The 22,177-nt window shown below is 67.0% G+C and carries 20 protein-coding genes; 8 read left to right on the plus strand and 12 right to left on the minus strand.

The window, feature by feature from the left end; genetic code table 11:
• Positions 1-61 precede the first annotated feature (61 nt).
• From ABD017_RS02210 to ABD017_RS02225, 4 genes are all read right to left on the minus strand, one after another.
• Positions 62-2,908 (minus strand): 2-oxoglutarate dehydrogenase E1 component, encoded by a 2,847-nt coding sequence (locus ABD017_RS02210; protein ID WP_343879687.1) that lies wholly within the window; start codon positions 2,906-2,908, stop codon positions 62-64.
• Between the two features lie 249 nt (positions 2,909-3,157).
• The gene (locus tag ABD017_RS02215) at positions 3,158-4,108 is read right to left on the minus strand and encodes a GNAT family N-acetyltransferase (RefSeq protein WP_343879689.1); all 951 of its coding nucleotides are present in this window, start codon (positions 4,106-4,108) and stop codon (positions 3,158-3,160) included.
• Positions 4,105-5,298 (minus strand): JmjC domain-containing protein, encoded by a 1,194-nt coding sequence (locus ABD017_RS02220; RefSeq protein ID WP_343879691.1) that lies wholly within the window; start codon positions 5,296-5,298, stop codon positions 4,105-4,107. The genes ABD017_RS02215 and ABD017_RS02220 overlap by 4 nt, the downstream gene beginning before the upstream one ends.
• A gap of 25 nt (positions 5,299-5,323) precedes the next feature.
• Positions 5,324-6,073, minus strand: coding sequence for a sulfite exporter TauE/SafE family protein (locus ABD017_RS02225; protein ID WP_343879693.1), 750 nt, complete (start codon positions 6,071-6,073; stop codon positions 5,324-5,326).
• Between the two features lie 159 nt (positions 6,074-6,232).
• Between ABD017_RS02225 and ABD017_RS02230 the strand changes: the two genes are divergently transcribed.
• The 3 genes from ABD017_RS02230 to ABD017_RS02240 are packed head-to-tail and all read left to right on the plus strand — an operon-like array spanning position 6,233 to position 10,530.
• Positions 6,233-8,068: an assimilatory sulfite reductase (NADPH) flavoprotein subunit gene (locus tag ABD017_RS02230; RefSeq protein ID WP_343879695.1), complete on the plus strand. Its 1,836-nt coding sequence runs from the start codon at positions 6,233-6,235 to the stop codon at positions 8,066-8,068.
• 6 nt (positions 8,069-8,074) lie between these two features.
• Positions 8,075-9,811: an assimilatory sulfite reductase (NADPH) hemoprotein subunit gene (gene cysI, locus ABD017_RS02235; protein ID WP_343880634.1), complete on the plus strand. Its 1,737-nt coding sequence runs from the start codon at positions 8,075-8,077 to the stop codon at positions 9,809-9,811.
• A complete protein-coding gene (locus ABD017_RS02240; RefSeq protein WP_343879697.1) occupies positions 9,808-10,530 on the plus strand; it encodes a phosphoadenylyl-sulfate reductase in 723 nt (240 codons plus the stop codon). The genes cysI and ABD017_RS02240 overlap by 4 nt, the downstream gene beginning before the upstream one ends.
• Before the next feature lie 214 nt (positions 10,531-10,744).
• Here the strand turns inward: ABD017_RS02240 and ABD017_RS02245 are convergent, their stop codons facing one another.
• Complete coding sequence (locus tag ABD017_RS02245) at positions 10,745-11,743, minus strand: LysR substrate-binding domain-containing protein (protein ID WP_343879699.1); 999 nt, start codon at positions 11,741-11,743, stop codon at positions 10,745-10,747.
• A gap of 290 nt (positions 11,744-12,033) precedes the next feature.
• Between ABD017_RS02245 and cysG the strand changes: the two genes are divergently transcribed.
• From cysG to ABD017_RS02265, 4 genes are all read left to right on the plus strand, one after another.
• On the plus strand, positions 12,034-13,530 hold the full coding sequence (cysG, locus tag ABD017_RS02250; RefSeq protein WP_343880636.1) for a siroheme synthase CysG: 1,497 nt from the start codon (positions 12,034-12,036) through the stop codon (positions 13,528-13,530).
• 81 nt (positions 13,531-13,611) lie between these two features.
• The gene (gene cysK / locus ABD017_RS02255; RefSeq protein ID WP_343879701.1) at positions 13,612-14,550 is read left to right on the plus strand and encodes a cysteine synthase A; all 939 of its coding nucleotides are present in this window, start codon (positions 13,612-13,614) and stop codon (positions 14,548-14,550) included.
• Positions 14,551-14,721: 171 nt separating this feature from the next.
• On the plus strand, positions 14,722-14,934 hold the full coding sequence (locus tag ABD017_RS02260) for an AbrB/MazE/SpoVT family DNA-binding domain-containing protein (RefSeq protein ID WP_343879703.1): 213 nt from the start codon (positions 14,722-14,724) through the stop codon (positions 14,932-14,934).
• Positions 14,934-15,311 carry a type II toxin-antitoxin system VapC family toxin gene (locus ABD017_RS02265; protein ID WP_343879705.1) on the plus strand — a complete coding sequence of 126 codons (378 nt, stop codon included), beginning with the start codon at positions 14,934-14,936 and terminating at the stop codon, positions 15,309-15,311. The genes ABD017_RS02260 and ABD017_RS02265 overlap by 1 nt, the downstream gene beginning before the upstream one ends.
• Positions 15,312-15,391: 80 nt before the next feature.
• Here the strand turns inward: ABD017_RS02265 and purB are convergent, their stop codons facing one another.
• Positions 15,392-16,759, minus strand: coding sequence for an adenylosuccinate lyase (purB, locus tag ABD017_RS02270; RefSeq protein ID WP_343879707.1), 1,368 nt, complete (start codon positions 16,757-16,759; stop codon positions 15,392-15,394).
• Positions 16,760-16,986: 227 nt separating this feature from the next.
• Here purB and ABD017_RS02275 point away from each other — a divergent pair, with 227 nt between their 5' ends.
• The gene (locus ABD017_RS02275) at positions 16,987-18,369 is read left to right on the plus strand and encodes a class II fumarate hydratase (protein WP_343879709.1); all 1,383 of its coding nucleotides are present in this window, start codon (positions 16,987-16,989) and stop codon (positions 18,367-18,369) included.
• A gap of 57 nt (positions 18,370-18,426) precedes the next feature.
• On the opposite strand, the gene ABD017_RS02280 is transcribed toward ABD017_RS02275, so the two are convergent.
• The 6 genes from ABD017_RS02280 to ABD017_RS02305 form a co-directional block, all read right to left on the minus strand.
• Positions 18,427-18,813, minus strand: coding sequence for a PDZ domain-containing protein (locus tag ABD017_RS02280; protein WP_343879711.1), 387 nt, complete (start codon positions 18,811-18,813; stop codon positions 18,427-18,429).
• Between the two features lie 49 nt (positions 18,814-18,862).
• A complete protein-coding gene (locus ABD017_RS02285; protein ID WP_343879713.1) occupies positions 18,863-19,552 on the minus strand; it encodes a YggN family protein in 690 nt (229 codons plus the stop codon).
• Positions 19,553-19,626: 74 nt separating this feature from the next.
• Complete coding sequence (locus ABD017_RS02290) at positions 19,627-20,598, minus strand: ABC-2 transporter permease (RefSeq protein WP_343879715.1); 972 nt, start codon at positions 20,596-20,598, stop codon at positions 19,627-19,629.
• The gene (locus ABD017_RS02295; RefSeq protein ID WP_343879717.1) at positions 20,595-21,452 is read right to left on the minus strand and encodes an ABC transporter ATP-binding protein; all 858 of its coding nucleotides are present in this window, start codon (positions 21,450-21,452) and stop codon (positions 20,595-20,597) included. Before ABD017_RS02295 ends, ABD017_RS02290 begins: the two co-directional genes overlap by 4 nt.
• Entirely contained in the window at positions 21,449-21,823 is a 375-nt protein-coding gene (locus tag ABD017_RS02300; RefSeq protein ID WP_343879719.1) for a GntR family transcriptional regulator, read from the minus strand. The genes ABD017_RS02295 and ABD017_RS02300 overlap by 4 nt, the downstream gene beginning before the upstream one ends.
• A 2-nt stretch (positions 21,824-21,825) precedes the next feature.
• Complete coding sequence (locus tag ABD017_RS02305) at positions 21,826-22,140, minus strand: hypothetical protein (protein WP_343879721.1); 315 nt, start codon at positions 22,138-22,140, stop codon at positions 21,826-21,828.
• Between the last annotated feature and the right edge of the window lie 37 nt (positions 22,141-22,177).

Genomic DNA, 22,177 nt, shown 5'->3' on the forward strand with positions numbered 1-22,177 from the left:
CGTCCATCCATGGGCGCAAGGAGCAAAAAGCGGCCATCCGTGGCCGCACCATTCGAAGGACCTATTCCGCGGAATGATCGGCACCGACGGGCTCGGTCAACGCCTGTTCGACCAGCGCCGCCTGTTCGGCGGCATGCGTGTTGAGGTGGCCGGCCGCCGGTGCCGGCAGGCGCGCGCGACCGGCGTAGGTCAGGCTGTGGCTGGTGCCGCTGCAGGCTTGCAGGTGGTGGCGGATCTGGAACCAGGCGCCCTGGTTCATCGGCTCCTCCTGGCACCAGACCACTTCTTTGGCAGCCGGGAATTTCTCCAGCTCGGCGCTGACCTCGGCGCGCGGGAACGGATACAGCTGCTCCACGCGCACGATGGCGACGTCGGCGAGCTTTTTCTCCTCGGCCGCCTCCAGCAGGTCGTAATAGACCTTGCCCGAGCAGAACACCACGCGCTTGACCTTCTTGGCGGCCAGCTTGCGGTGTTCGCCGATCACCAGCTGGAAGCTGCCGTTGGCCAGCTCGTCCAGCGTGGACACGGCCAGCTTGTGCCGCAGCAGGGACTTGGGTGTCATCACCACCAGCGGCTTGCGCACCGGGCGCAGCATCTGGCGGCGGATCATGTGGAAATCCTGCGCCGGGGTGGTGGGCACGCAGACCTGCATGTTTTCCATCGCGCACATCTGCAGGAAGCGCTCCAGGCGGGCGGAGGAGTGCTCCGGGCCCTGGCCTTCGTAGCCGTGCGGCAGCAGCAGCACCAGGCCGCAGAGGCGGTTCCACTTCGCTTCGCCGGAGCTGATGAACTGGTCGATGACCACCTGCGCGCCGTTGGCGAAATCGCCGAACTGCGCCTCCCAGATGCTGAGCGTGTCCGGATCGGTGGTGGAGTGGCCGTATTCGAACGCCATTACCGCTTCCTCGCTGAGCAGCGAGTCGACGATTTCCACGTCGGCGCCGGCGCGCACGTTCGCCAGCGGCATGTAGGTGCGACCGTCGTTCTGGTCGTGCAGCACGGCGTGGCGATGGAAGAAGGTGCCGCGGCCGGAGTCCTGGCCCACCAGGCGCATCTCGTTGCCCGCATCGATCAGGGTGGCGTAGGCGAGGTTTTCGGCAAAGCCCCAGTCGGCGGGAAGTTCGCCGGCGGCCATCTTGCGCCGGTCGTCGTAGATCTTCGCCACGCGCCCCTGCAGGGTGAAATCCTTGGGCACGTCCAGGATCTTTGCCGCCAGCTCCTGCAGCTTCTCCTTCGGCACCGTGGTGTCGGCGGTGGCGCTCAGCTTGCCGCCGATGAAGCGCGACCAGTCCACGATGTTGCTGTGCGCGGCGTCCGGGTCGAGATTGGCGACGGTGTCGCCGGCCTCCAGCTGGCCGCGGTAGGCGTCGAACATCTTCTGCCCGTCGCCTTCGGCGATCACGCCTTCCTTCACCAGCTGCTGCGCGTACAGCTCGCGGGTGGGCTTGCGCTTGCGGATGATCTGGTACATCACCGGCTGGGTGGCCGCCGGCTCGTCCGCCTCGTTGTGGCCGTGGCGGCGGTAGCAGACCAGGTCGATCACCACGTCCTTGCGGAAGGTCTTGCGGAATTCGTAGGCCAGGCGGGTGACTTCGATCACCGCCTCGGGGTCGTCGCCGTTCACATGGAACACCGGCGCGTTGACCATCTTGGCCAGGTCGGTGCAGTACATGGTGGAGCGCGCGTCCTGCGGGTTGGAGGTGGTGAAGCCGACCTGGTTGTTGATCACCACGTGCAGGCTGCCGCCGATCTTGAAGCCGCGTGCCTGCGACATGTTGAACAGCTCCATGTTCACGCCCTGGCCCGCGAACGCGGCGTCGCCATGGATCAGCACGGCCATCGACAGCTGGTGCATCGTGTCGCGGCGGCGGATCTGGCGCGCATGCACCGAGCCGGCGACCACCGGGTTGACGATCTCCAGGTGCGACGGGTTGAACGCGAGCGCCACGTGCAGGCCGCCCTTGGGCGTCTTGACGTCGGCGGAGAAGCCCATGTGGTACTTCACGTCGCCCGAGTAGGACGGGTCGTCTGCGTGTTCGAACTTGCCCTCGAACTCGTTGAACAGCATCTTGGGCGGCTTGCCCAGGATGTTCACCAGCACGTTCAGGCGACCGCGATGGGCCATGCCCACCACCATCTCCTTGATGCCGCTGTCGCCGGAGGCGCGCACCACGTCGTTCAGCAGCGGGATCAGGCTGTCGCCGCCTTCCAGCGAGAAGCGCTTCTGGCCCACGTATTTCGTGTGCAGGTAGCGCTCCAGCCCGTCGGCGGCGGTCAGCTCGGCCAGGATGCGGCGCTTGTCGTCGGCATCCAGGCCTGCGCTGCCGTTGGCCTTCTCGAGCCGGGTGTAGACCCAGTTGCGCTGCTCGTGGTTGCTGATGTGCATGAACTCGGCGCCGACCGTGCCGGCGTAGACCTTTTTCAGGCGCGCCAGCAGTTCGCCCAGTTTCATTCGCTGGCCGCCACCGGCATAGGTGCCGCAATCGAACTCGGTGTCGAGGTCGGATTCGGCCAGGCCGTGGAAGGCCAAGCCCAGGTCGGGTGCGGGCATGCGTTCGGTCAGGCCCAGCGGATCGAGGTCGGCCGCCAGATGACCGCGTGAGCGGTAGGCGGTGAGCAGGCGCAATACGCCCGCCTGCTTGCTGGCGTGGCCGCCGGATACGGCCGCGGGACCCGTGCCTGCGCCGAAACGGCGCTGCTTCTGCGCGGCCTCGATGCGGGCAATGGCGGCGCGCGGGGAGACATCACCCGCCTCGCGTCCCTTGAACGTGTCGAAATAACCGGCCCATTGCCCGGGCACCGATGACGGGTCGGCGAGCCAGGCGTCGTACAGCGCTTCGACGTAGTCGGCGTTGCCGCCGGCGAGTTGCGATGATTCCAGGAATTCGCGGATCAGGTTCTTGCTCACGTCACCACCGGTTGGGGAAGAGATGCTTGCAGCCACCGTGCTGATCGATGGGGATGATGGCTGGCGGCAATTCCTATAATTATAGCCCTCCGCCACGCCGGCAGGACAACCGTGGAAGCCGCGCGGCGCCGCCGTCCGGCGCGTGTCCGTGCCGGGTCATCGGACGCCGTGGCCATGCCTGCGCAGTTTGCGCCCGGACGCGTGTAGGAAACGGCACGCTGCGTCACATGGCGCCCGTGCAGCGGGCGTTCACATGTCGAGCCTCTGCAGCACGCTGGCCGGGGTGGATCGGTCCCATGCATGGTCGAAATGCTGCCGCAGCGGCGCCTGCGTCGCACGGTCATGGCGTGCGGCACGGCCGGGGAGGCGGGTGGCGTCAGGCAGCAAAAGGTAGCCGCCGACGTCGTTGAGCAGGTAGGACGAGCCGTAGCCGAGGTCGGCCTCCTCCAGCGGCGTGCGGATGTGCAACGCGCTGGGCAGGCGCTGGGCCAGCGCAATCAGGCGGTGGTCGTCACGCAAAGCGGCGGCCGGGTCGTGCAGCACGATGCGGATATGGGCGTTGCGGCCGGATGTGGCCAGGCGGCGCCATTGTTCCAGTTCGTCGTCGCTGGCGTAGCTGTCCACCGGCAACAGCGGCGCGTAGAGCTCGACCCGGTGGCGCGCGTCCCGCAGCAGTTGCAGGCGCGCCGAAGCGAGGTCGGCGCGGGTGGTCGCCGGCAGCGTTTCCCTTTCCCTGGGCGGCGTTTCGACGCGTTCCGCGGGGGACAGCGAAAGCCGCATGGCGCGGTGGGCGATGCCGGCGTCGTCGAAGACCTCGCCGTAGGCGCAAAAGCCCTGCCGTTCGTAGAAGCCGATGGCCGGCAGCTGCGCGCCCAGGCTCACTTCGGGCCAGCCCAGCGCGCGCGCTTTTTCGACCAGCTCGCGCAGCATCGCGGCACCCACGCCATGGCCGCGCCAGGACTGGCGTACGGCCATGCGGCCGATCTTGTGCTGCGGCGTCAGCCGGCCGCATCCGATCGGCTGGCCGCGGTCGTCCCGGGCCAGCACGTGGTGGCAGTGGGCGTCCAGGTCGTCGCGTTCCAGCTCCTCGGGCACGCCTTGTTCCTGCACGAAGACTTCGTGGCGCAGCGCGAGCAGGGCCTCGCGTTGCGCCTTGCGGCTCCAGTCGGCGGCTTCGACGTGGAAATGCTGGAGCTTCATTGACGGCGCGACTTGCGCGGCAGCAGGTGGCCTTCGTTCACCAGCGTGCGCAGCAGGCCGAATTCCAGGTCGTCCAGCGGGCCGGAAGGGCGCCAGGCGCGCTGCTCGCACAAGGCCTGCGCCAGTGCGGGCGCGGCGGCGTGGGCCTGGCCGCTGACATACAGCGTGCAGCCGTTCCGGCCCCGGCTCCAGGCCAGCCGCGACCACGGATGGCGCAGCAGGCTGGCGCCTGCGGCGAGCTGCTTTCTCAGCGCGGCATCGGTCAGCGGCCGCTCCAGCGGCGCCACGACCTGGGCGTTGCGATAGCGCGTGATGAAGCGTCCGAACCAGTCGCGCAGCAGGGCTTCGTCCAGCGCGGCGGCGAACGGCAGCGCGTCCACGATGCGCGCGAGGGCGGCGCGATCGATCTCGCCGGTGGCGCGCGCCGGTTTCAGGTCCGGGTCCGCGTAGCGCAATTCGTCCGGCAGCAGGTCGGCGATGTAGTCGGCCAGGTCGCCGGTCATCTCCGCCTGCGAGGGGGCGCGCATCCCCACCGAGAAGGTCATGCACGGGCCGCCGAATGCGACGCCGTCGTGCGGCACGCCGGGCGGCAGGTACAGCATGTCGCCGGGCTGCAGCAGCCATTCGTGGGTCGGTTCGAAGCTGACCAGTTGCTTCAGTTCCACGTCGGGACGAAACGCCTTCGGTGCCAGCGGGTCGTCGCTGATCGCCCAGTGGCGCTGGCCCAGGCCCTGCAGCAGGAACACGTCGTACTGGTCCACGTGCGCGCCCACGCCGCCCTCGGGCTCGGCGTAGGACACCATGACGTCGTCCACGCGCCAGCTGGGCAGGAAGCTGAAAGGTTCCAGCAGGCGCGCCACGTCCGCGTCCCACTTGTCCACGTCCTGCACCAGCAGCGTCCAGTGGCTGTCAGGCGTGCGGGCGAAGTCGGCTTCGCTCAGCGGGCCCGGGTTGACGTGCCAGCGGTCGCGTTTGGGATCGTGCACGATCAGCCGCGCCAGCGCGGCCGGCTCGCAGGCCAGGCCAGCCAGGTCGTCCGGCTGCAGCGGCGGTTCGAAATCCGGGAAGGCGTTGCGGATCAGCAGGGGCCGCTTCTGCCAGTAATCGCGCAGGAACCGGGCCGGGCTCATGCCCAGCGGCTGGGTGGCGCTGCCGCGGACTTCGATGGGGAATTCTGGGGTGGGGGTCATCCGGCCATTGTAATGGCTGCGATGCTCACACAAGCAGCCGGAACGCGTTGTGCAAGCCCAGTGCCAGCACGGCGAAGCCCGCAAGGTAGGTAGCCAGGCGACCGGGAATGCGGCGGATGAACACGGCGCCGAACGGGGCGGCCAGCACGCCGCCGATGATCAGCCCGAAAACGGCGGCCAGATGGGTGGTGCCGATGCTGAGCAGGAAGCTGATGCTGGCAGCCACGCTCACCACGCACTTGGCCAGGTGCACGCTGCCGATGACGGCGCGCGGCGGCAAGCCGCGTGCCAGCAGCACGGTGACGGTCAGCGCGCTCCAGCCGCCGCCACCGATGGCGTCGACGAAGCCGGCCACCGAGCCCAGCAACGAGGTGCCGCGCGGAACGTCGGTACGGTCCCCAGGGGGGCGCGTGCCCCGGAACAGCAGGAATACCCCCATGCCCAGCAGGTAGGGCGTCAGCGCGATGCGCATCCAGTGCGCCGGCACGTTGATCGCCACGTAGGCGCCCAGCAATGCGCCGATCACGCCGGGGATCACCAGCGCCAGAAACAGCCGCCGACGCACGTTGCCGGCCAGCAGGTGGCTGATACCCGAGGCGCCGCAGGTGAACGTCTCGGCGTAATGCACGCTGGCGCTGGCCGAGACCGGCGGCACGCCCAGGCCCATCAGCAACCCGGCGGACGTCACGCCATAGGCCATGCCCAGTGCTCCATCGACCAGTTGGGCGAAAGCACCGACGGCGATGAAGACGAGCAGCTCGGCGAAATTGGGCATGGATATCTGGTGATTGAGGCCGGCGAGAGTATCAGACCCGCGTCGCCCGCGCTGAAATGAAGAGCGGGCATAAGCACATGCCGACATATGCTTTTACCTGATAACGGCGCGTACCTACGATTGGACGCCAAGAAGTAAAGACGTCCAAAAGGAAGCGCCGTGAACGTTGCGTTGAAACCCATTCTTCCCACCCCTGCGCTCGGGGAGGAACGGCTGGCGCTGCTTGCGCGGTTGACCGACGGCCTCTCGCCGGCCGACCTCTATTGGGTGTCCGCCTATGCCGCCGCGTTGGCGTCGCTGGCCACGCGCATCCCCGGTCATGCCGGCCTGGCCGTGGTGGCCGATGCGCCGGCGCCGGCCGAGCGTCCGGCCGAGCGGCTGACCGTCGTCTACGGCAGCCAGACGGGCAACTCCAAGCGCGTGGCCGAAAAGCTGGCCGGCAAGGCCGAAGCCGCCGGCCTGACCGTCCGCTTGCTGCGCGCCGGCGCCTACCCGCTGCGCGAATTGGCGCAGGAGCGTTACCTGGCGGTGGTCATCAGCAGCCAGGGCGAGGGCGACCCGCCGGACGACGCGATCGGCTTCATGGAGTTCATTGCCGGCAAGCGCGCGCCCAAGCTGCCACAGCTGAAGTTCGCGGTGATGGGTCTGGGCGATTCCAGCTATGCGAAGTATTGCGCGGTGAGCCGCGACCTCGATGCGCGGCTGGCCGAGCTGGGCGCTACCCGCTTCGCGGCGCTGGGCGAGGCCGACGTGGATTTCGAGGCGCCCGCGGCGACCTGGTCGCAGGGTGCGCTGGAGGCGGTGAAGCAGGCGCTGAGCGTGCCCGCCACGAGCGCGCGGCCGGTCAGCCCGCTGCATGCCGTGAGCGCGCCGCCGCTGCATTCGCGCGAAAAGCCGTTCGCCGCCGAAGTGCTGGAGAACCAGCGCATCGTGTCGCGCGACAGCGATCGCGACGTGCGCCATCTCGAGCTGTCGCTGGAAGGCTCCGGCCTGCGCTACGCCGCCGGCGACGCCATCGGCGTGTGGCCGACCAATCCGCCGGTGCTGGTGGACCAGTGGTTGTCGGCGCTGAAGCTGGATGGCAGCCGCGAGGTCACCCACGAAGGCAAGCGCCTGCCACTCTCGCGCTGGCTGGGCCAGGAACGCGACATCACCCGCTTGACCCGCCCGCTGCTGGCTGCGCACGCCGCGCTGAGCGGCAACCACGATCTGCAGCGCCTGCTGGAGCCCGACCACAAGGCGGATTTCGCCGCCTTGCTGGAGAGCCACCAGCCGATCGACCTGCTGCGCGACGTCCCCGCCGCGTGGGATGCCGAGCAGTTGGTCGCCGCGTTGCGCCCGATGACGCCGCGGCTGTACTCGATCGCGTCCAGCCCCAAGCTGGTCGGCCAGGACGAGGTTCACCTCACGGTGGCGGTGGTCGAATACGAGCGGCACGGCAGCAAGCACTTCGGTGCCGCCTCCACCTTCCTCGCCGCCACCGGCGACGAGGCCCGGGTGCCCGTATTCATCGAGGAGAACGACCGCTTCCGGCTGCCCGCCGACGGCAGCCGCGACGTGATCATGATCGGCCCGGGCACCGGTATCGCGCCGTTCCGCGCGTTCGTGCAGGAGCGCCAGGCGACGGGTGCCAGCGGCCGCAACTGGCTGTTCTTCGGCAACCGCCATTTCTCGCAGGATTTCCTCTACCAGGTGGAATGGCAGGAAGCCCTGCGCAATGGCTCGCTGCACCGGCTGGATCTGGCGTTCTCGCGCGACCAGGCCGAGAAGCTGTACGTGCAGCAGCGGCTGCGCGAGAAGGGCCGCGAGCTGTACGCGTGGCTGAGCGAAGGCGCCCACCTGTATGTCTGCGGCGACTCCGCGCACATGGCCAAGGACGTGCACGAGGCGCTGCTCGACGTGGCCTCCGTCCACGGCGGCCTCAGCGCGGACGATGCCAAGGCGTGGCTGGCCGACCTGCTGCAACAGGGTCGCTACGCCCGCGACGTGTATTGAGGTTTCATTTCCGCGTTCAGCCATGAACGCCAGGGACAAAAGAAAAACATCCCCATGCCTTCCCATCTCGAACACATCAAATCCGAAAGCCGACTCCTTCGCGGCACCATCGCCGAAGGGCTGGCCGACCCCGTCACCGGCGCCATCGCCGAGTCGGACACCAAGCTGCTGAAGTTCCACGGCAGCTACATGCAGGACGACCGCGACATCCGCGACGAACGCCGCCGCCAGAAGCTGGAGCCGGCCTATGCGTTCATGCTGCGTGCGCGGTTGCCCGGCGGCGTGATGACGCCGGCGCAGTGGCTGGCGTTCGATGCGCTGGCCAGCAACTACGCCAGCAGCGGCCTGCGCATCACCACGCGGCAGACCTTCCAGTGGCACGGCATCCTGAAGAAGAACCTCAAGGCCAGCATCGCGGCGATCAACGCCGCCGCGGCCAGCACCATCGCCGCCTGCGGCGACGTCAACCGCAACGTGATCTGCAACACCAACCCGATCGAGTCGGAAGCGCACGAGGCGGCCTACGCCTGGGCCGCGCGGCTGTCGGAGCATCTGAAGCCGAAAACCCGCGCGTACCACGAGTTCTGGCTGGATGGCGAAAAGCTGGTGGGCGAGGAAGCGGCCAACGAGCAGGAGCCGCTGTACGGCCCCACCTACCTGCCGCGCAAGTTCAAGATCGGCATCGCCATCCCGCCGCTCAACGACATCGACGTCTACGCGCAGGACCTGGCCCTGATCGCCATCATCGAGAACGGCGAGCTGGTGGGTTTCAACGCCGGCATCGGCGGCGGCATGGGCGCCACCCATGGCGATCCGGCCACCTATCCGCGTCTGGCGGACATCATCGGTTTCGTGCGGCCGGAAAACCTGATCGCGCTGGCCGAGACGGTCATCGGCGTGCAGCGCGACTGGGGCGACCGCGACGAGCGCAAGCACGCGCGCCTGAAATACACGGTGGATACCTACGGCCTCGACGTGATGAAGGCCGAGATCGAGAAGCGCCTGGGCTTTGCGCTGGAGCCCGCCCGCGCGTTCCACTTCGACCACAACGGCGACCGCTACGGCTGGGTCCAGGGCCACGCCGGCCGCTGGCACCTCACCTTGCAGGTGGAGTCCGGTCGTCTGCTCGATACCGAGGCGCACACCTGGCTCAGCGGCATGCGCGAGCTGGCCCACATCCACACCGGCGACATCCGCCTGACCTGCAACCAGAACCTCATCATCGCCAACGTGGCCGCCGAGGACCGCGACGCGATCGACGCGCTGGTCGCCCGCCATGGCATGGACGGCTACAGGAAGAACAGCGGCATCCGCCAGCACTCGATCGCCTGCGTGGCCTTGCCCACCTGCGGCCTGGCGATGGCCGAAAGCGAGCGCTACCTGCCGCAGCTTCTGTCCAGGCTGGAAGTCTCGCTGGATCGGCACGGGCTGCTGGATGCCCCGATCCTGCTGCGCATGTCCGGCTGCCCCAACGGTTGCTCGCGTCCGTACCTGGCGGAAATCGCCCTGGTCGGCCGCGCGCCTGGACGCTACGACCTGCGCCTGGGCGCCGACTTCCAGGGCCAGCGCCTCAACCAGGCGTATCGCGAGAACGTCGACGAGGCGGTGATCCTGGAGGTGCTGGATGGCTTGTTCGGCCGCTACGCCAGTGAGCGCACCGCGGGCGAATACTTCGGTGACTTCCTGCTGCGTGTGGGTGTTTTGAGCGAACCGCGGAAGATTCCGCTGAAGGTGAACGCATGAACGCGATCGAGCTCCCTTTCGATGACCACAGCCCCGGCGCCCTGGCCGAGCTCAACACGTGGATGGCCGAACTGACGGCCGAGCAGCGGGTGGAGTGGGCGCTGAAGAACACCGCCGGCAACCATGCGCTGTCGTCGAGCTTCGGCGCGCAGGCGGCCGTCTCGCTGCACCTGGTCACGCAGCAGAAGCCGGACATCCCGGTGATTCTGATCGACACCGGCTACCTGTTTCCCGAGACCTACCAGTTCGTCGATACGCTGACCGAGCAGCTCTCGCTCAACCTCAAGGTCTACCGTCCCGCGATCGGTCGCGCCTGGGCCGAAGCCCGCTATGGCCGCCTGTGGGAGCAGGGGCTGGAAGGCCTGGAGCAATACAACCGCATCCGCAAGGTCGAACCGATGCAGCGCGCACTGGCGGAGCTGGAGATCAAGGGCTGGTTTGCCGGCCTGCGTCGCAACCAGTCCAGGAGCCGCCACGACATTCCCTTCGTCGAATGGCAGCGCGGGCACTGGAAGTTCCACCCCATCGCCGACTGGACCGACCGCGACGTGGGCATGTACCTGCAGCGCCACGGCCTGCCCTATCACCCGTTGTGGGAGCAGGGCTACATCTCGATCGGCGACACCCACACCACCCGCCGCTGGGAGCCGGGCATGGACGCGGAAGACACCCGCTTCTTCGGCCTCAAGCGGGAATGCGGCCTGCACGAATTCGTCTAGTCCCCGCTTGCCTTCTCCCCAGGTCGTGCGGCTATAAGGCCCGCGCTTTCCCTTCTCCCGCCAGGCGGTGAAAGGCGACAAGGCCGGCTTTCCCTTCTCCCGCTTGCGGGAGAAGGTGCCGCAGGCGGAAGAGGGCGCTCTCGCCTGACTTGCACGCAACGGAAAAGCCCCCCTCAACCCTCCACGCAGCCCCCCAAGCGGGGAGGCGAACCCCTCACTCCACGCTGGCTTTCCTGGCCCGCGCCACGTTCTGCCGCCAATGCGGAATCACCGTAGGCGGATGCGGCGTGCCGTTGGCCACCGCGCTGCGCACGTCGGCGCGATTCAGGTGTGGTGCGAACTGCACGATCCAGTCCAGGGTGTAGTCGCGCAGCACGCTGTCGCGGCGCAGCAGGATCCAGGTGGTGCAGGTGGGGAACAGTGCGTCGGCGGTGATCGTGCGCAAGTCGTTGGCGTCGTCCGGCAGCATGGCCATTTCCGCCAGCACGCCAATCCCCATGCCGGCGCGCACATAGGTCTTGATCAGGTCAGCGTCGGCGGCGGTCATGGCGATCTGCGGCGACAGCCCCGCGGCCGCAAACGCACGGCGCAGGGAGGATTCGGGCTTGACCGACGAGTCGTAGCTCACCAGCGGCAGGGCGGCCAGTTCGGCCAGCGATGGCGCCCGCTTGAGCGACGCCAGCGGATGCGTATGCGGCATCAGCACCACGCGGTTCCAGCGGTAGGCGGGCAGGGCGATGCCGCTGGCCGGTGCCGCGCCCGAGGTGCTGACCACGGCCAGGTCGACGCGGCCGCCTTCCAGCAACGCCAGTACTTCCGCGTCGCCGCTGGGCTGCAAGTGCACGCTGACCTGCGGGTAGCGCCGGCTCAATGCCGCGATCGACGGCGGCAGCGCGAAGCGGGCCTGGGTGTGCGTGGTGGCGATGCGAAGATCGCCGTGTTCCTCGTTGCGCAGGTTGGCCGCGATCGATCGGATGTTGACCGCCTCGGCCAGGATCACGCGCGCGCGCTCGAGCACGCGGGCACCGGCGTCGGTCACGCCGTCCAGGCTCTTGCCCTTGCGCGTGAACAGCTGCAGGCCCAGCTCGTCCTCCAGCTGCTTGAGCTGCTTGCTGACGCCCGGTTGCGTGGCGTGCACGCGTTCGGCGGCGGCGGTGATGTTGAGTCCGCAGTCGGCAATGGCGATGAGGTAGCGCAGTTGGGTCAGGGTCATGGCGTCTGTTCGCAGGTGTGCCGGTGGAGTGTAGGGGTAGACGGGCGCGATGCGGCAGCCTGCCGTGGCATGCCGCCCGCCGGGCGTTGCGGCGCCTGCCGGTTCGGTCCGAACGATCGGCCACACCATTCATTCCTGGCGAATCGGACGTCTATACGCCCAAACATGATGATTCTACATCATCGAAATGGCTCATAACCTTGAGGTATATCAACGGCATCACAAGTCATTTCCCCGCGAATGGTCGCGCCGATAGCGTTACGTTGCCGCGCTGCCGTGGCGTCGACGTCGTGTATGCCATGAAGCTGTATCCGCTGTTTGCCGATCTTTCCCGCCGCGCCGTGCTGGTCGTGGGGGGGGGCGCCGTGGCCGAGCGCAAGGTGGCGGCGCTGCTGGCGGCAAAGGCGCAGGTGACGGTGGGTGCGCCGCTGCTCACGCCGCAACTGGAAAGCCTGGTCAGGAAAGGCCGCATCGCGCACCGCGCCGGCGTGTTCGAGGCCAGCTGGATCGACCACGCCTGGCTGGTGGTGGCCGCCACCTCCGACCAGGCGCTGAACGCCCAGGTGGCCGAGCTGGCCACCTTGCAGCGCATTTTCGTCAATGTGGTGGACGACGCGCAGTTGTCCAGCTTCCACGTGCCGGCCGTGATCGACCGTTCGCCCGTGATCGTGGCCATTTCCAGCAGCGGCGAGGCGCCGATGCTGGGCCGGTTGCTGCGCGAGCGGCTGGAAACCTTGCTCGATCATTCGATCGGGCCCCTGGCTGCGTTGGCCGCGCGCCTGCGCAAGCGTATCCGCCGGCGCTATCCGGATCTCGCGCTGCGCCGGCGGTTCTACCAGAAGCTGCTGACCGGCCCGGTCGCGGAGCTGCTTCGCCGCAATCAGCCCGAGGCAGCGGCCGCCGCGGCCGAGCAGGCACTCGCTGCACCGCGGCCGGATGCCGTCGGCTCGGTGGTGCTGGTGGGCGCGGGGCCGGGCGATCCGGGCCTGCTCACGCTGCGTGCGTTGCGCGCGCTCAACGAGGCGGACGTGATCCTGCACGACCGGCTGGTCAGCCTCGACATACTGGAACTGGCCCGGCGCGACGCCGACCGCATCGAGGTGGGCAAGCAGGCCGGCAACCACCACGCCACCCAGGATCAGATTCATGCGCTGATGCTGGAGCACGCGCGCGCCGGCAAGCGCGTGGTGCGCCTGAAAGGTGGCGACCCGTTTGTCTTTGGCCGCGGCGGCGAGGAGCTGGAGTTCCTGCACGAGCACGGCATTGCCTTTGAAGTGGTACCCGGCATCACCGCCGCGCTGGCCTGCGCGGCGTACGCCGGCGTGCCGCTGACCCATCGCGACCATGCGCAGTCGGTGCGCCTGGTCACCGCGCATTGCCGCTCCTCGATGGACACGCTGGACTGGGCCGCGCTGGCGCAGGAGCGGCAGACGCTGGCGGTCTACATGGGCGTGGCCGGGCTGGAAACGGTGCAGGCGCAGCTGCTTGCGCACGGCCGCGCCGCCGAAACGCCGTTTGCGCTGGTCGAAAACGGCTCGCGCGCGGAGCAGCGTGTGGTCACCGGCACGCTGGCCGACCTGTCGGAGCTGGCGCGTCGCCATGACGTGCGCTCGCCCGCGCTGCTGATCCTGGGCGAGGTGGCCTCGCTCAGCCGTCGGCTGGCCTGGTTCGGTGCCGAGCCGCTGGGGGCGCCGGTCGCCAGCGAGCCAGCGGCGCCGCCTCGGGTCGTGCCGCGCATCCCCCGACGCGCCGCGGTCGAGACCTTGCGTGCCATCCATCGTGCGTAACCTTCGCGTCACCGCGGTTATTCCATGCTGCGCGCTGCCGAGATTCCGGCAGCGCGCTTTCTTTACCCACGGAGCGTTTCCATGATCTACAACAGCATCCTCGACACCATCGGCCGCACGCCCATCGTGAAACTGCAGCGGCTGGCGCCGGCCCACGTGGATATCTACGTGAAGGTCGAAGCGTTCAACCCGGCCGGCTCGGTGAAAGACCGCCTGGCGCTGGCCATCATCCTCGACGCCGAGCAGCGCGGCGTGCTGAAGCCTGGCCAGACCGTGGTCGAATCCACCTCGGGCAACACCGGCGTGGCGCTGGCTGCCGTGTGCGCTGCCCGCGGCTATCCCTTCGTGGCCGTGTTGCCGGACTCCTTCTCCATCGAGCGGCGCAAGCTGATTCGCGCCTATGGCGGCAAGGTGCTGCTCACGCCGGCCGCGCTGCGTGGCAGCGGCGCGTCGGCGAAGGCGCAGGAGCTGGCCGACAAGCACGGCTGGTTTCTGGCCAACCAGTTCGACAACCCGGCCAACCCGGCCTACCACCGCCAGACCACGGCCGCCGAGATCATCAGCGACTTCGCCGGCCGTCGCCTCGACTACTTCGTCAGCGGCTGGGGCACCGGCGGCACGCTTACCGGTGTGGGCGAGGTGCTCAAGGTGGCGCGCCCGGAGGTCAAGGTGGTCGGTGCCGAGCCCGCCGCGGCCTCGCTGCTGGGCGGCAAGGAATGGGCCTCGCACAAGATCCAGGGCTGGACGCCGGACTTCCTGCCCGCCGTTCTCAACGGCCAGGTGGTCGACCAGTTGGTGACCGTGGACGACGTGGTGGCCCGCGACACCGCGCGCACGCTGGCGCAGAAGGAAGGCATCTTCACCGGCCTTTCCTCCGGCGCCACGCTGGCGGCCGCGCTAGAAGTGGCGCAAACCGCGCCCGAAGGCTCCGTGCTGCTGGCGATGCTGCCCGATACCGGCGAACGCTACCTGTCGACCTTCCTGTTCGAGGGCGTCAACGAAGAATCGGACGAGGTTTGATTGTTGCCCTTCGAGGCGTTGCCGGGCAGCCCCGGCAACCATGATGGCGGCGAGGCGCCGCTCCGCGATTCGTGCAGCGGTGCCTTGTATCACCATTTTCCGGCAGCTTGTCGCGATGGTTCATGGTCTATATTCTTACCAGATGGCCATCGATCTCGGTAAGTAAAAGCCATGAATGCCACAGCCACCCTGTCGAGCAAGTTCCAGATTTCCATTCCCAAGGCCGTCCGTGACGAGCAGCAGTGGGAGGCTGGCCAGGAGTTTGTTTTCATTCCCAAGGGCAAGGGTGTGCTGGTGATGCCTGTGCCGGAATTGAAGCAGTTGGCGGGTATCGCCAAGGGCGCCAACAAGGACGGCTACCGCGATCGCAGGGATCGTTATTGATGCGCGTGGTCGATACGTCGGCCTGGATCGAATGGCTTGTCGGTGGCGCACTTGCCAAGAAGCTGGGCAAGGCGTTCCCGGACAAAGAGCAGTGCGTCGTGCCGACCATGGTGCAGCTGGAGTTGTCCAAGTGGCTGCTACGCGAGAGGGGCGAGGAGCACGCCGATCAGGTCATTGCCTATACGCAAAAGTGCGTGGTGGTGCCGCTGGACACGCGCATCGCCTTGCTGGCGGCGGAGCTTCACCGCCAGTACAAGCTGGCGACCGCCGATGCGATCGTCTACGCGACGGCGCAGGAACAACGCGCCGATCTGCTGACCTGCGACGCGCATTTCGAAAAGCTGCCGGGCGTGGTGCATTTCCCGAAATCGGCGTGATCCATCCAACGGACCACGCGGCGGGTTGCGGGAGCGACCGGGATCGCTCCTGCAGATCTGGCGGCCGCAAGTGAGAGGCCTCAGATGTCCTTGGCCAAGCCTTCAGCCAGACCGATGTAGCCACCCGGCGTCAGCTCCAGCAGACGCTGCTTCGCATCCGCCGGCAGATCGAGGCCGCCAATGAACTCGCGCATCGATTCCTTCGTGATGCCGTGGCCGCGGGTCAGCGCCTTGAGCTGCTCGTACGGCTGCGGCAAGCCGTAGCGGCGCATCACGGTCTGCACCGCTTCGGCCAGCACTTCCCAGCTGGCGTCGAGGTCGGCGCTGATGCGGTCGGCGTTGACGTTGAGCTTGCCCAGGCCTTTCTTCAGCGATTCCAGCGCCACCAGGGTATGGCCGAAGGCGGTGCCGAGGGCGCGCAGCACGGTGGAGTCGGTGAGGTCGCGCTGCCAGCGGCTGATCGGCAGCTTCTCGGCGAAATGGCCGAGCAGCGCGTTGGCGAGGCCGAAGTTGCCTTCGGCGTTCTCGAAGTCGATCGGGTTGACCTTGTGCGGCATGGTCGATGAGCCGACTTCGCCGGCTTTCAGCGTCTGCTTGAAATAGCCCAGCGAGATGTAGCCCCAGATGTCGCGGGCCAGGTCGATTAGGATGATGTTGGCGCGGCGCACGGCGTCGCAGTATTCGGCCACGTTGTCGTGCGGCTCGATCTGGGTGGTGTAGGCGTTGTAGTCCAGGCCAAGGCTTTCCACGAACTGCTGCGAGAAGCACTGCCAATCCACGTCGGGATAGGTGATGGCGTGGGCGTTGTAATTGCCCACGGCGCCGTTGATCTTGCCCGACACATCCACCGCGGCCAGTTGCCGGCGCTGGCGCTCGATGCGTGCCACCACGTTGGCGATTTCCTTGCCCAGCGTGCTGGGCGAGGCGGTCTGGCCATGGGTACGCGACAGCAGCGGCAGAGCCGCGTTTTCGTGCGCCAGCTCACGCAACTTCGCGGTGACGGCGTCCAGTTGCGGCAGCAATACCTGGGCGCGCGCATCGCGCAGCATCAGTGCATAGGAAAGGTTGTTGATGTCCTCGCTGGTGCAGGCGAAGTGCACGAACTCCTTGGCCTGGGCCAGGCTGGTGTCGGCGCCGATTTTTTCCTTGATGAAGTATTCGACCGCTTTCACGTCGTGGTTGGTGGTGGCCTCGATCGCCTTGATGCGCTCGCCGTCGGCCACGCTGAAATCGTCCGCGATGGCTTTCAGGGTGGCGACCTGGGCGGCGTCGAACGGTGGCAGTTCGGCAATTTTCGGTTCGGCGGCCAGCGCCAGCAGCCATTCGATTTCCACCTGCACGCGCCGATGCATCAGGCCGAACTCGCTGAAGATCGGGCGCAACGCTTCGACCTTGCCGGCGTAGCGGCCGTCCAGCGGGGACAGGGCGGTGAGGGTGTGTGTGGACATCGGCGATTTCCGGCGAGGAGAAAACCGCCATTTTACATTGGCGGCGCGTCGCTGTTCGGCGGCTTATAGTGTTTCATCCCGTTCGCCCTGAGCGTAGGCGCATAGCGGCGAAGTCGAAGGGGGCTGGCATGGCTTCGACTTCGCGCCTACGGCGCTACGCTCAGCCCGAACGGTTGGTGGAGGCGTGGTGAGCCTTCGTATCCAGACCTTTCCCCAAGGATTCCCCAATGACCGACTACCGCATCGAACACGACAGCATGGGTGAACTGCAGGTGCCCGCCGATGCCTTGTATGGCGCGCAGACGCAGCGCGCGATCGACAACTTCCCGATTTCCGGTCTGCACCTGCCACGCCCGTTCATCCGCGCGCTGGGCCTGATCAAGGCCGCCGCGGCCGACGTGAACCTCTCGCTCGGCCATCTGAAGAAGGGGCAGGCGGCCGCGATCCGCAAGGCGTCACTGGCGGTGGCGGAGGGCCAGTACGACGCGCAGTTCCCGATCGACATTTTCCAGACCGGCTCGGGTACCAGTACCAACATGAATGCGAACGAGGTGATCGCGCACCTGGCGGTTGCCGCGGGGGCGAAGGTGCATCCGAACGACCACGTCAATTACGGGCAGAGCTCGAACGACGTGATCCCCACCGCGATCCACGTCAGCGCCACGCTGACCGCCAGCGAGCAGTTGCTGCCGGCGCTGAAGCACCTGAAGAAAACCATCGACAAGCGCGCGCGCGAATTGCGCAACACGCCGAAAACCGGCCGCACCCATTTGATGGACGCCATGCCGATCACCTTCGGCCAGGAGCTTTCCGGCTGGTCGGCACAGATCGCCAGCGCGATCGAACGCATCGACGATGCGCTGAAACGCATGCGCCGGCTGCCGCAGGGCGGCACGGCGGTGGGCACGGGCATCAATGCCGATGCGAAGTTCGGTCCGGCCATTGCGCAGCAGTTGAAGAAGCTGACCGGGGTGAAGTTCGAGTCGGCAGAGAACTATTTCGAGGGCATGGCCGCGCAGGATGCGGCGGTTGAATTGTCCGGCGCGCTGAAGACCCTGGCGGTGGGCTTGATGAAGATCGCCAACGACCTGCGCTGGATGAACTCCGGCCCCTTGGCGGGCCTGGGCGAGATCGAGTTGCCGGCGCTGCAGCCGGGCTCGTCGATCATGCCGGGCAAGGTCAACCCGGTGATTCCCGAGGCGGTGGCGATGGTGGCCGCGCAGGTGATCGGCAACGACGCATCCATCACCATCGCCGGCCAGTCCGGCAATTTCCAGCTCAATGTGATGCTGCCGCTGATCGCGCACAACCTGCTGCAGTCGATCGGCATCCTGGCCAATGTCAGCGTGCTGTTGGCGGACAAGTCCATCGCCGGCTTCAAGGTCAACAAGGCGCGGGTGAACCAGGCGCTGGCGATGAACCCGATTCTGGTCACCGCATTGAATCCGGTGATCGGTTACGAGAAGGGTGCGGCTACCGCCAAGCAGGCGTACAAGGAGCACCGGCCGATCATGGAGGTGGCGCTGGAAACCACCGGTTTGTCGAAGGATGAGCTGAAGAGGTTGCTCGACCCGATGGCGCTGACGCGCGGCGGTATCCACGGCGACTGACGCCGTTCGCACGCCGCCGCGGTACCTCACGGTAACGTTGGCTGATCGAGCGCGATGTCAGGGATGGGGATGCAGGAGCGTCGCCAGCTCGCCAGGCGCCAGGTCGATTTTCAGATCGGCGTGGCCGCGGTGCACGGTCAGCACGGTGGAGGCCTGCAGATGGGCGTTCGTGTAGACCAGCAGGTCGGCAACGTGGGCGACCGTGTGGCCGTCGACCGCCGTGATCACGTCGCCTTGCCGCAGATTGTCGCGTCCCGCCGGCGCTATATCGACAATCTCGATGCCCTGGCCTTGGGGAGATGCCAGATCCAGCGCTTGTCCGTCGGTATCGTGCCAGGTGAGTTTGTCGCGGGTGCCGTGCTGCTGTACGGACCAACCGGCGTAGGCGGGCAGTGCCAGAGCAGCGGCCAGAACGAGAACACCCTGCAGAAGCGTGTGGCGCATGATGTTTTCTCCTTTGCTTGAGAGTAGGGCTTGAGGAAGGGGTGAGGAGTCAATCGGAGAACACGGCAAAGCCGTGCTTGCCATCCTCGTCGGTCATGTCCTTGCTGCAGTCGTCGATGTCCTTCTGCTGCATCGTGGCGTACGGCTGGAATTCGGGCATGGCGGCGGCCAGTTTCTGCTGGCTGGCAAGTAGCGCCGGCATGCGCTGCTGGCAAAGCTGGCGGGCCGCGGCTTCGATCCTGTCGGTCTGCGGCTTGATGGCCGCCTCGATTTCCTTGTCGTTCTTGCCGCTGAACGCGCCCAGCATCGCGGTCTTGGCCGCCTGCATGCCGAGGTCAGCGCCTTGCGTGCCGATGTCCATGCCGGCCGAAGCGATGTCCACGATCTGCTGGCGATAGTCCAGCAGCAGGGCGCGCTGCGCCGGCGTGGCGTCGACCTTCTTGCCGGCGATCAGCAGATCGCCTTGCGGGGTGATCTCGGCTTTCGGCCGCTTGTCGTTGTCGTCGTTGCCGAAGTGGACGTGATCCAGCTCGATGTTCTTGGTGACCAGGTCGCGCTTGGCTTCCTGCATGGCCTTGTCGATACCCTTGGCGATCAGCGAGCGCGGGGCGGCTTCGCCGTCCTTGTCGGCGGGTGTCGTTTGCCCGGTCGATGCGGGGTGGGAATCGGGTGCCTGGCTGCACGCGGCCAGCGGCAGCAGAAAAGCCAGGGCGAGGGCGCTGTAGGCGAACGGTTTCATGGTGGCTCCTGGGTCGATGCGATCGCGGAAGGTTTCTGGGTTGGACGGGCCGGGCGGCCCGTCCGTTGCCGTACTCAACTGTCGTCGCGCCAGCGGCGGAACCAGATGGCGCCCGCCAGGAGTGCCGCGCCGGCCACCACACCGATCCACAGGTCGGGCGAGGCGATCAGGTGCCAGGTCTGCCCCAGGTCCAGGGCGCCGGCGCCGCCGTTGTCGGAGATGTGGATCATGCTGTCGCCGAAGATGGTTCCGGTGCCGGGGAACACGCTCAACAGGGCGCGCTGCACCACGTTCGTCCAGAACCACGCGGTGGGCAGGTTGAACAGGCCCATGATGCCGAACCAGGTCACCAACAGGCCGGTGGCGACGGGCAGGGCGACTGCCCACAGGAAGGGTTTGCTGCGCGACCAGGCCGAGCAGATCAGCAGCCAGCCGACCGCCGGTGCCGCCCACAACGCATACAGCGGGATGTAGCCGATCAGGTTGAACATCACCCGGAACGGATGGGCCAGCAACAGCAACTGCCACACGTTGACGCCATGGAACGACAGCGTGGCCGCGAGTATCAGCAACTGCAGCATGCCCACCACGATGCCCACGACCACGGCGATGACCGGTGCCAGCACGGTGGCGCTGATGACCTTGGACAACACGGTGCTGGTGTCCGACACCGGCAGCGATTTCCAGAACAGGATGCTGCGGTCGCGGCGGTCGTCGTACAGCGCGCCGAGGCAGTAGAAGAACACCACGAAGCCCAGCACCACCACCAGCAGGCCCATGGCCGAATACATCGCGACATCCAGCGCGAAGCCCACCTGGCTCAGGTCGCCGGCGTCCATGTCGGAGATGACATGCTGCAGGCCGTTGCTGGCGCCGAAGTTGAAACCGCTGCGGGCGCCAAGCACCTCGGCGGTGATGATGCCCATGATGTTGAGCAGCAGAAAAATGCCGCCGGTGATGATCGGTGCCCAGAAGAACCCGCCACGGTGCTCCCAGTATTCGCGCTTCACCAGCCAGTACAGGTTCTTGAACGTCTGGTTGTTCATGCGTAGGTTCCCTTCATGGTGGCCACGAACAGGTCGCTGACGGAAGGCCGGCGGATCTCGCCCAGCGTTTCCAGCGTCGCGCGGTTCGCGCCGTCGAACAGAAAGATGCTCTTGCCGAAGACCTGGCGCTCGTCGATGGGCTTCAGCGCCCGCGCGGCGTCGGCCCGGTCGGCGTTGACCATCACCTCGATGAAGCGCTCGCCCACCGCCTCCATGTCGGCGTCCAGCACGACGCGGCCGTCGCGGATGAACATCAGGTCGGTGAGGATGTGCTCGACCTCCTCCACCTGATGGGTGGTGACGATGATGGTCTTGTTCTCGTCGAAGTAGTCTTCCAGCAGGTTCTGGTAGAACTGCTTGCGGTAGAGGATGTCCAGGCCCAGCGTCGGTTCGTCCAGGATCAGCAATCGCGCATCGATGGCCATCACCAGCGCCAGGTGCAACTGCACGATCATGCCCTTGGACAGCTGCCGCACGCGCTGGTCCGGCTGCAGCTTGGTGCGCGCCAGGAAAGCCTCGCACTTCTTGCGGTCGAAACGCGGGTGCACGTTGGCGACGAAATCGATCGCCTGGCTGACCTTGATCCAGCGCGGCAACACGGCCACGTCGGCGATGAAGCACACCTCGCCCATCAGCTGGTCGCGCTGCCGCCGCGGGTCGAAGCCCAGCACGTTGAGGTCACCGGTGAAATCGGTGAGGCCCAGGATGGCCTTCAGCGCCGTGGTCTTGCCCGCGCCATTGGGACCGATCAGGCCCACGATGCGCCCGGGCTCGATCTGGAAGCTGACGTTGTCCAGCGCCACCGAGGTCTTGTACCGCTTGCCCAGGCCGCTGGCCGTGATGACCGCACTCATGATTGTTGCTCCTTGGGGGTGCCGGCTTCGCGCAGCAGGGTTTTCAGATCCAGTCCCAGCCGCTGCAGCCGGGCAAAAAGTACGGGCCACTCCTCGCGCAGAAACCGCTCGCGCTCGGATTTCAGCAGCGCCTCGCGCGCGCCTTCGATGACGAACATGCCCAAACCCCTCCGTTTTTCCACCAGTTGTTGATCGACCAGTTCCTGATAGGCCTTGGAGACGGTCAGCGGGTTGATCTGGTAGTCCGCTGCCACCTGGCGTACCGACGGCAACGGGTCGCCCTCGTTCAAGGCGCCGTCCAGGATCATCGCCACCACGCGTTGCTGCAGCTGGCGATAGATCGGGACGTTGTCGTTCCAGGTGATGGTCATGCTTATTCCTTGCTGATGCCGCCGAACTGATTGGCGAACGAATAGTAGGGCATGGCCAATTGCGAGCTGACCAGGCTCAGGTGCGGGCCGCCGCCGCGAACGGCCGAGGCGCCCACGATGTCGCCGCCGTCGGAGAGCGCGGCCTCGCGCCGCTCGGCGGCGGTGGGGTGGACTACGATCATGGGCAGGTCGGTGATGATCCGCTGCGTCGCTGCGGCCGGCGCCGGGCGGATGTCGACGTTGTAGTTGACCGCGCTCAGCGTGGCGAAGGTGAACAGGGCGGCGGCGACACTGGCGATGAGGTTTTGCGATTTCATGGCAGGCTCCTCAGTGATCTCGTTGTGTGGTGTTGTA

Origin of the sequence: Rhodanobacter caeni (assembly GCF_039523575.1) — a bacterium.
Lineage (GTDB): Bacteria > Pseudomonadota > Gammaproteobacteria > Xanthomonadales > Rhodanobacteraceae > Rhodanobacter > Rhodanobacter caeni.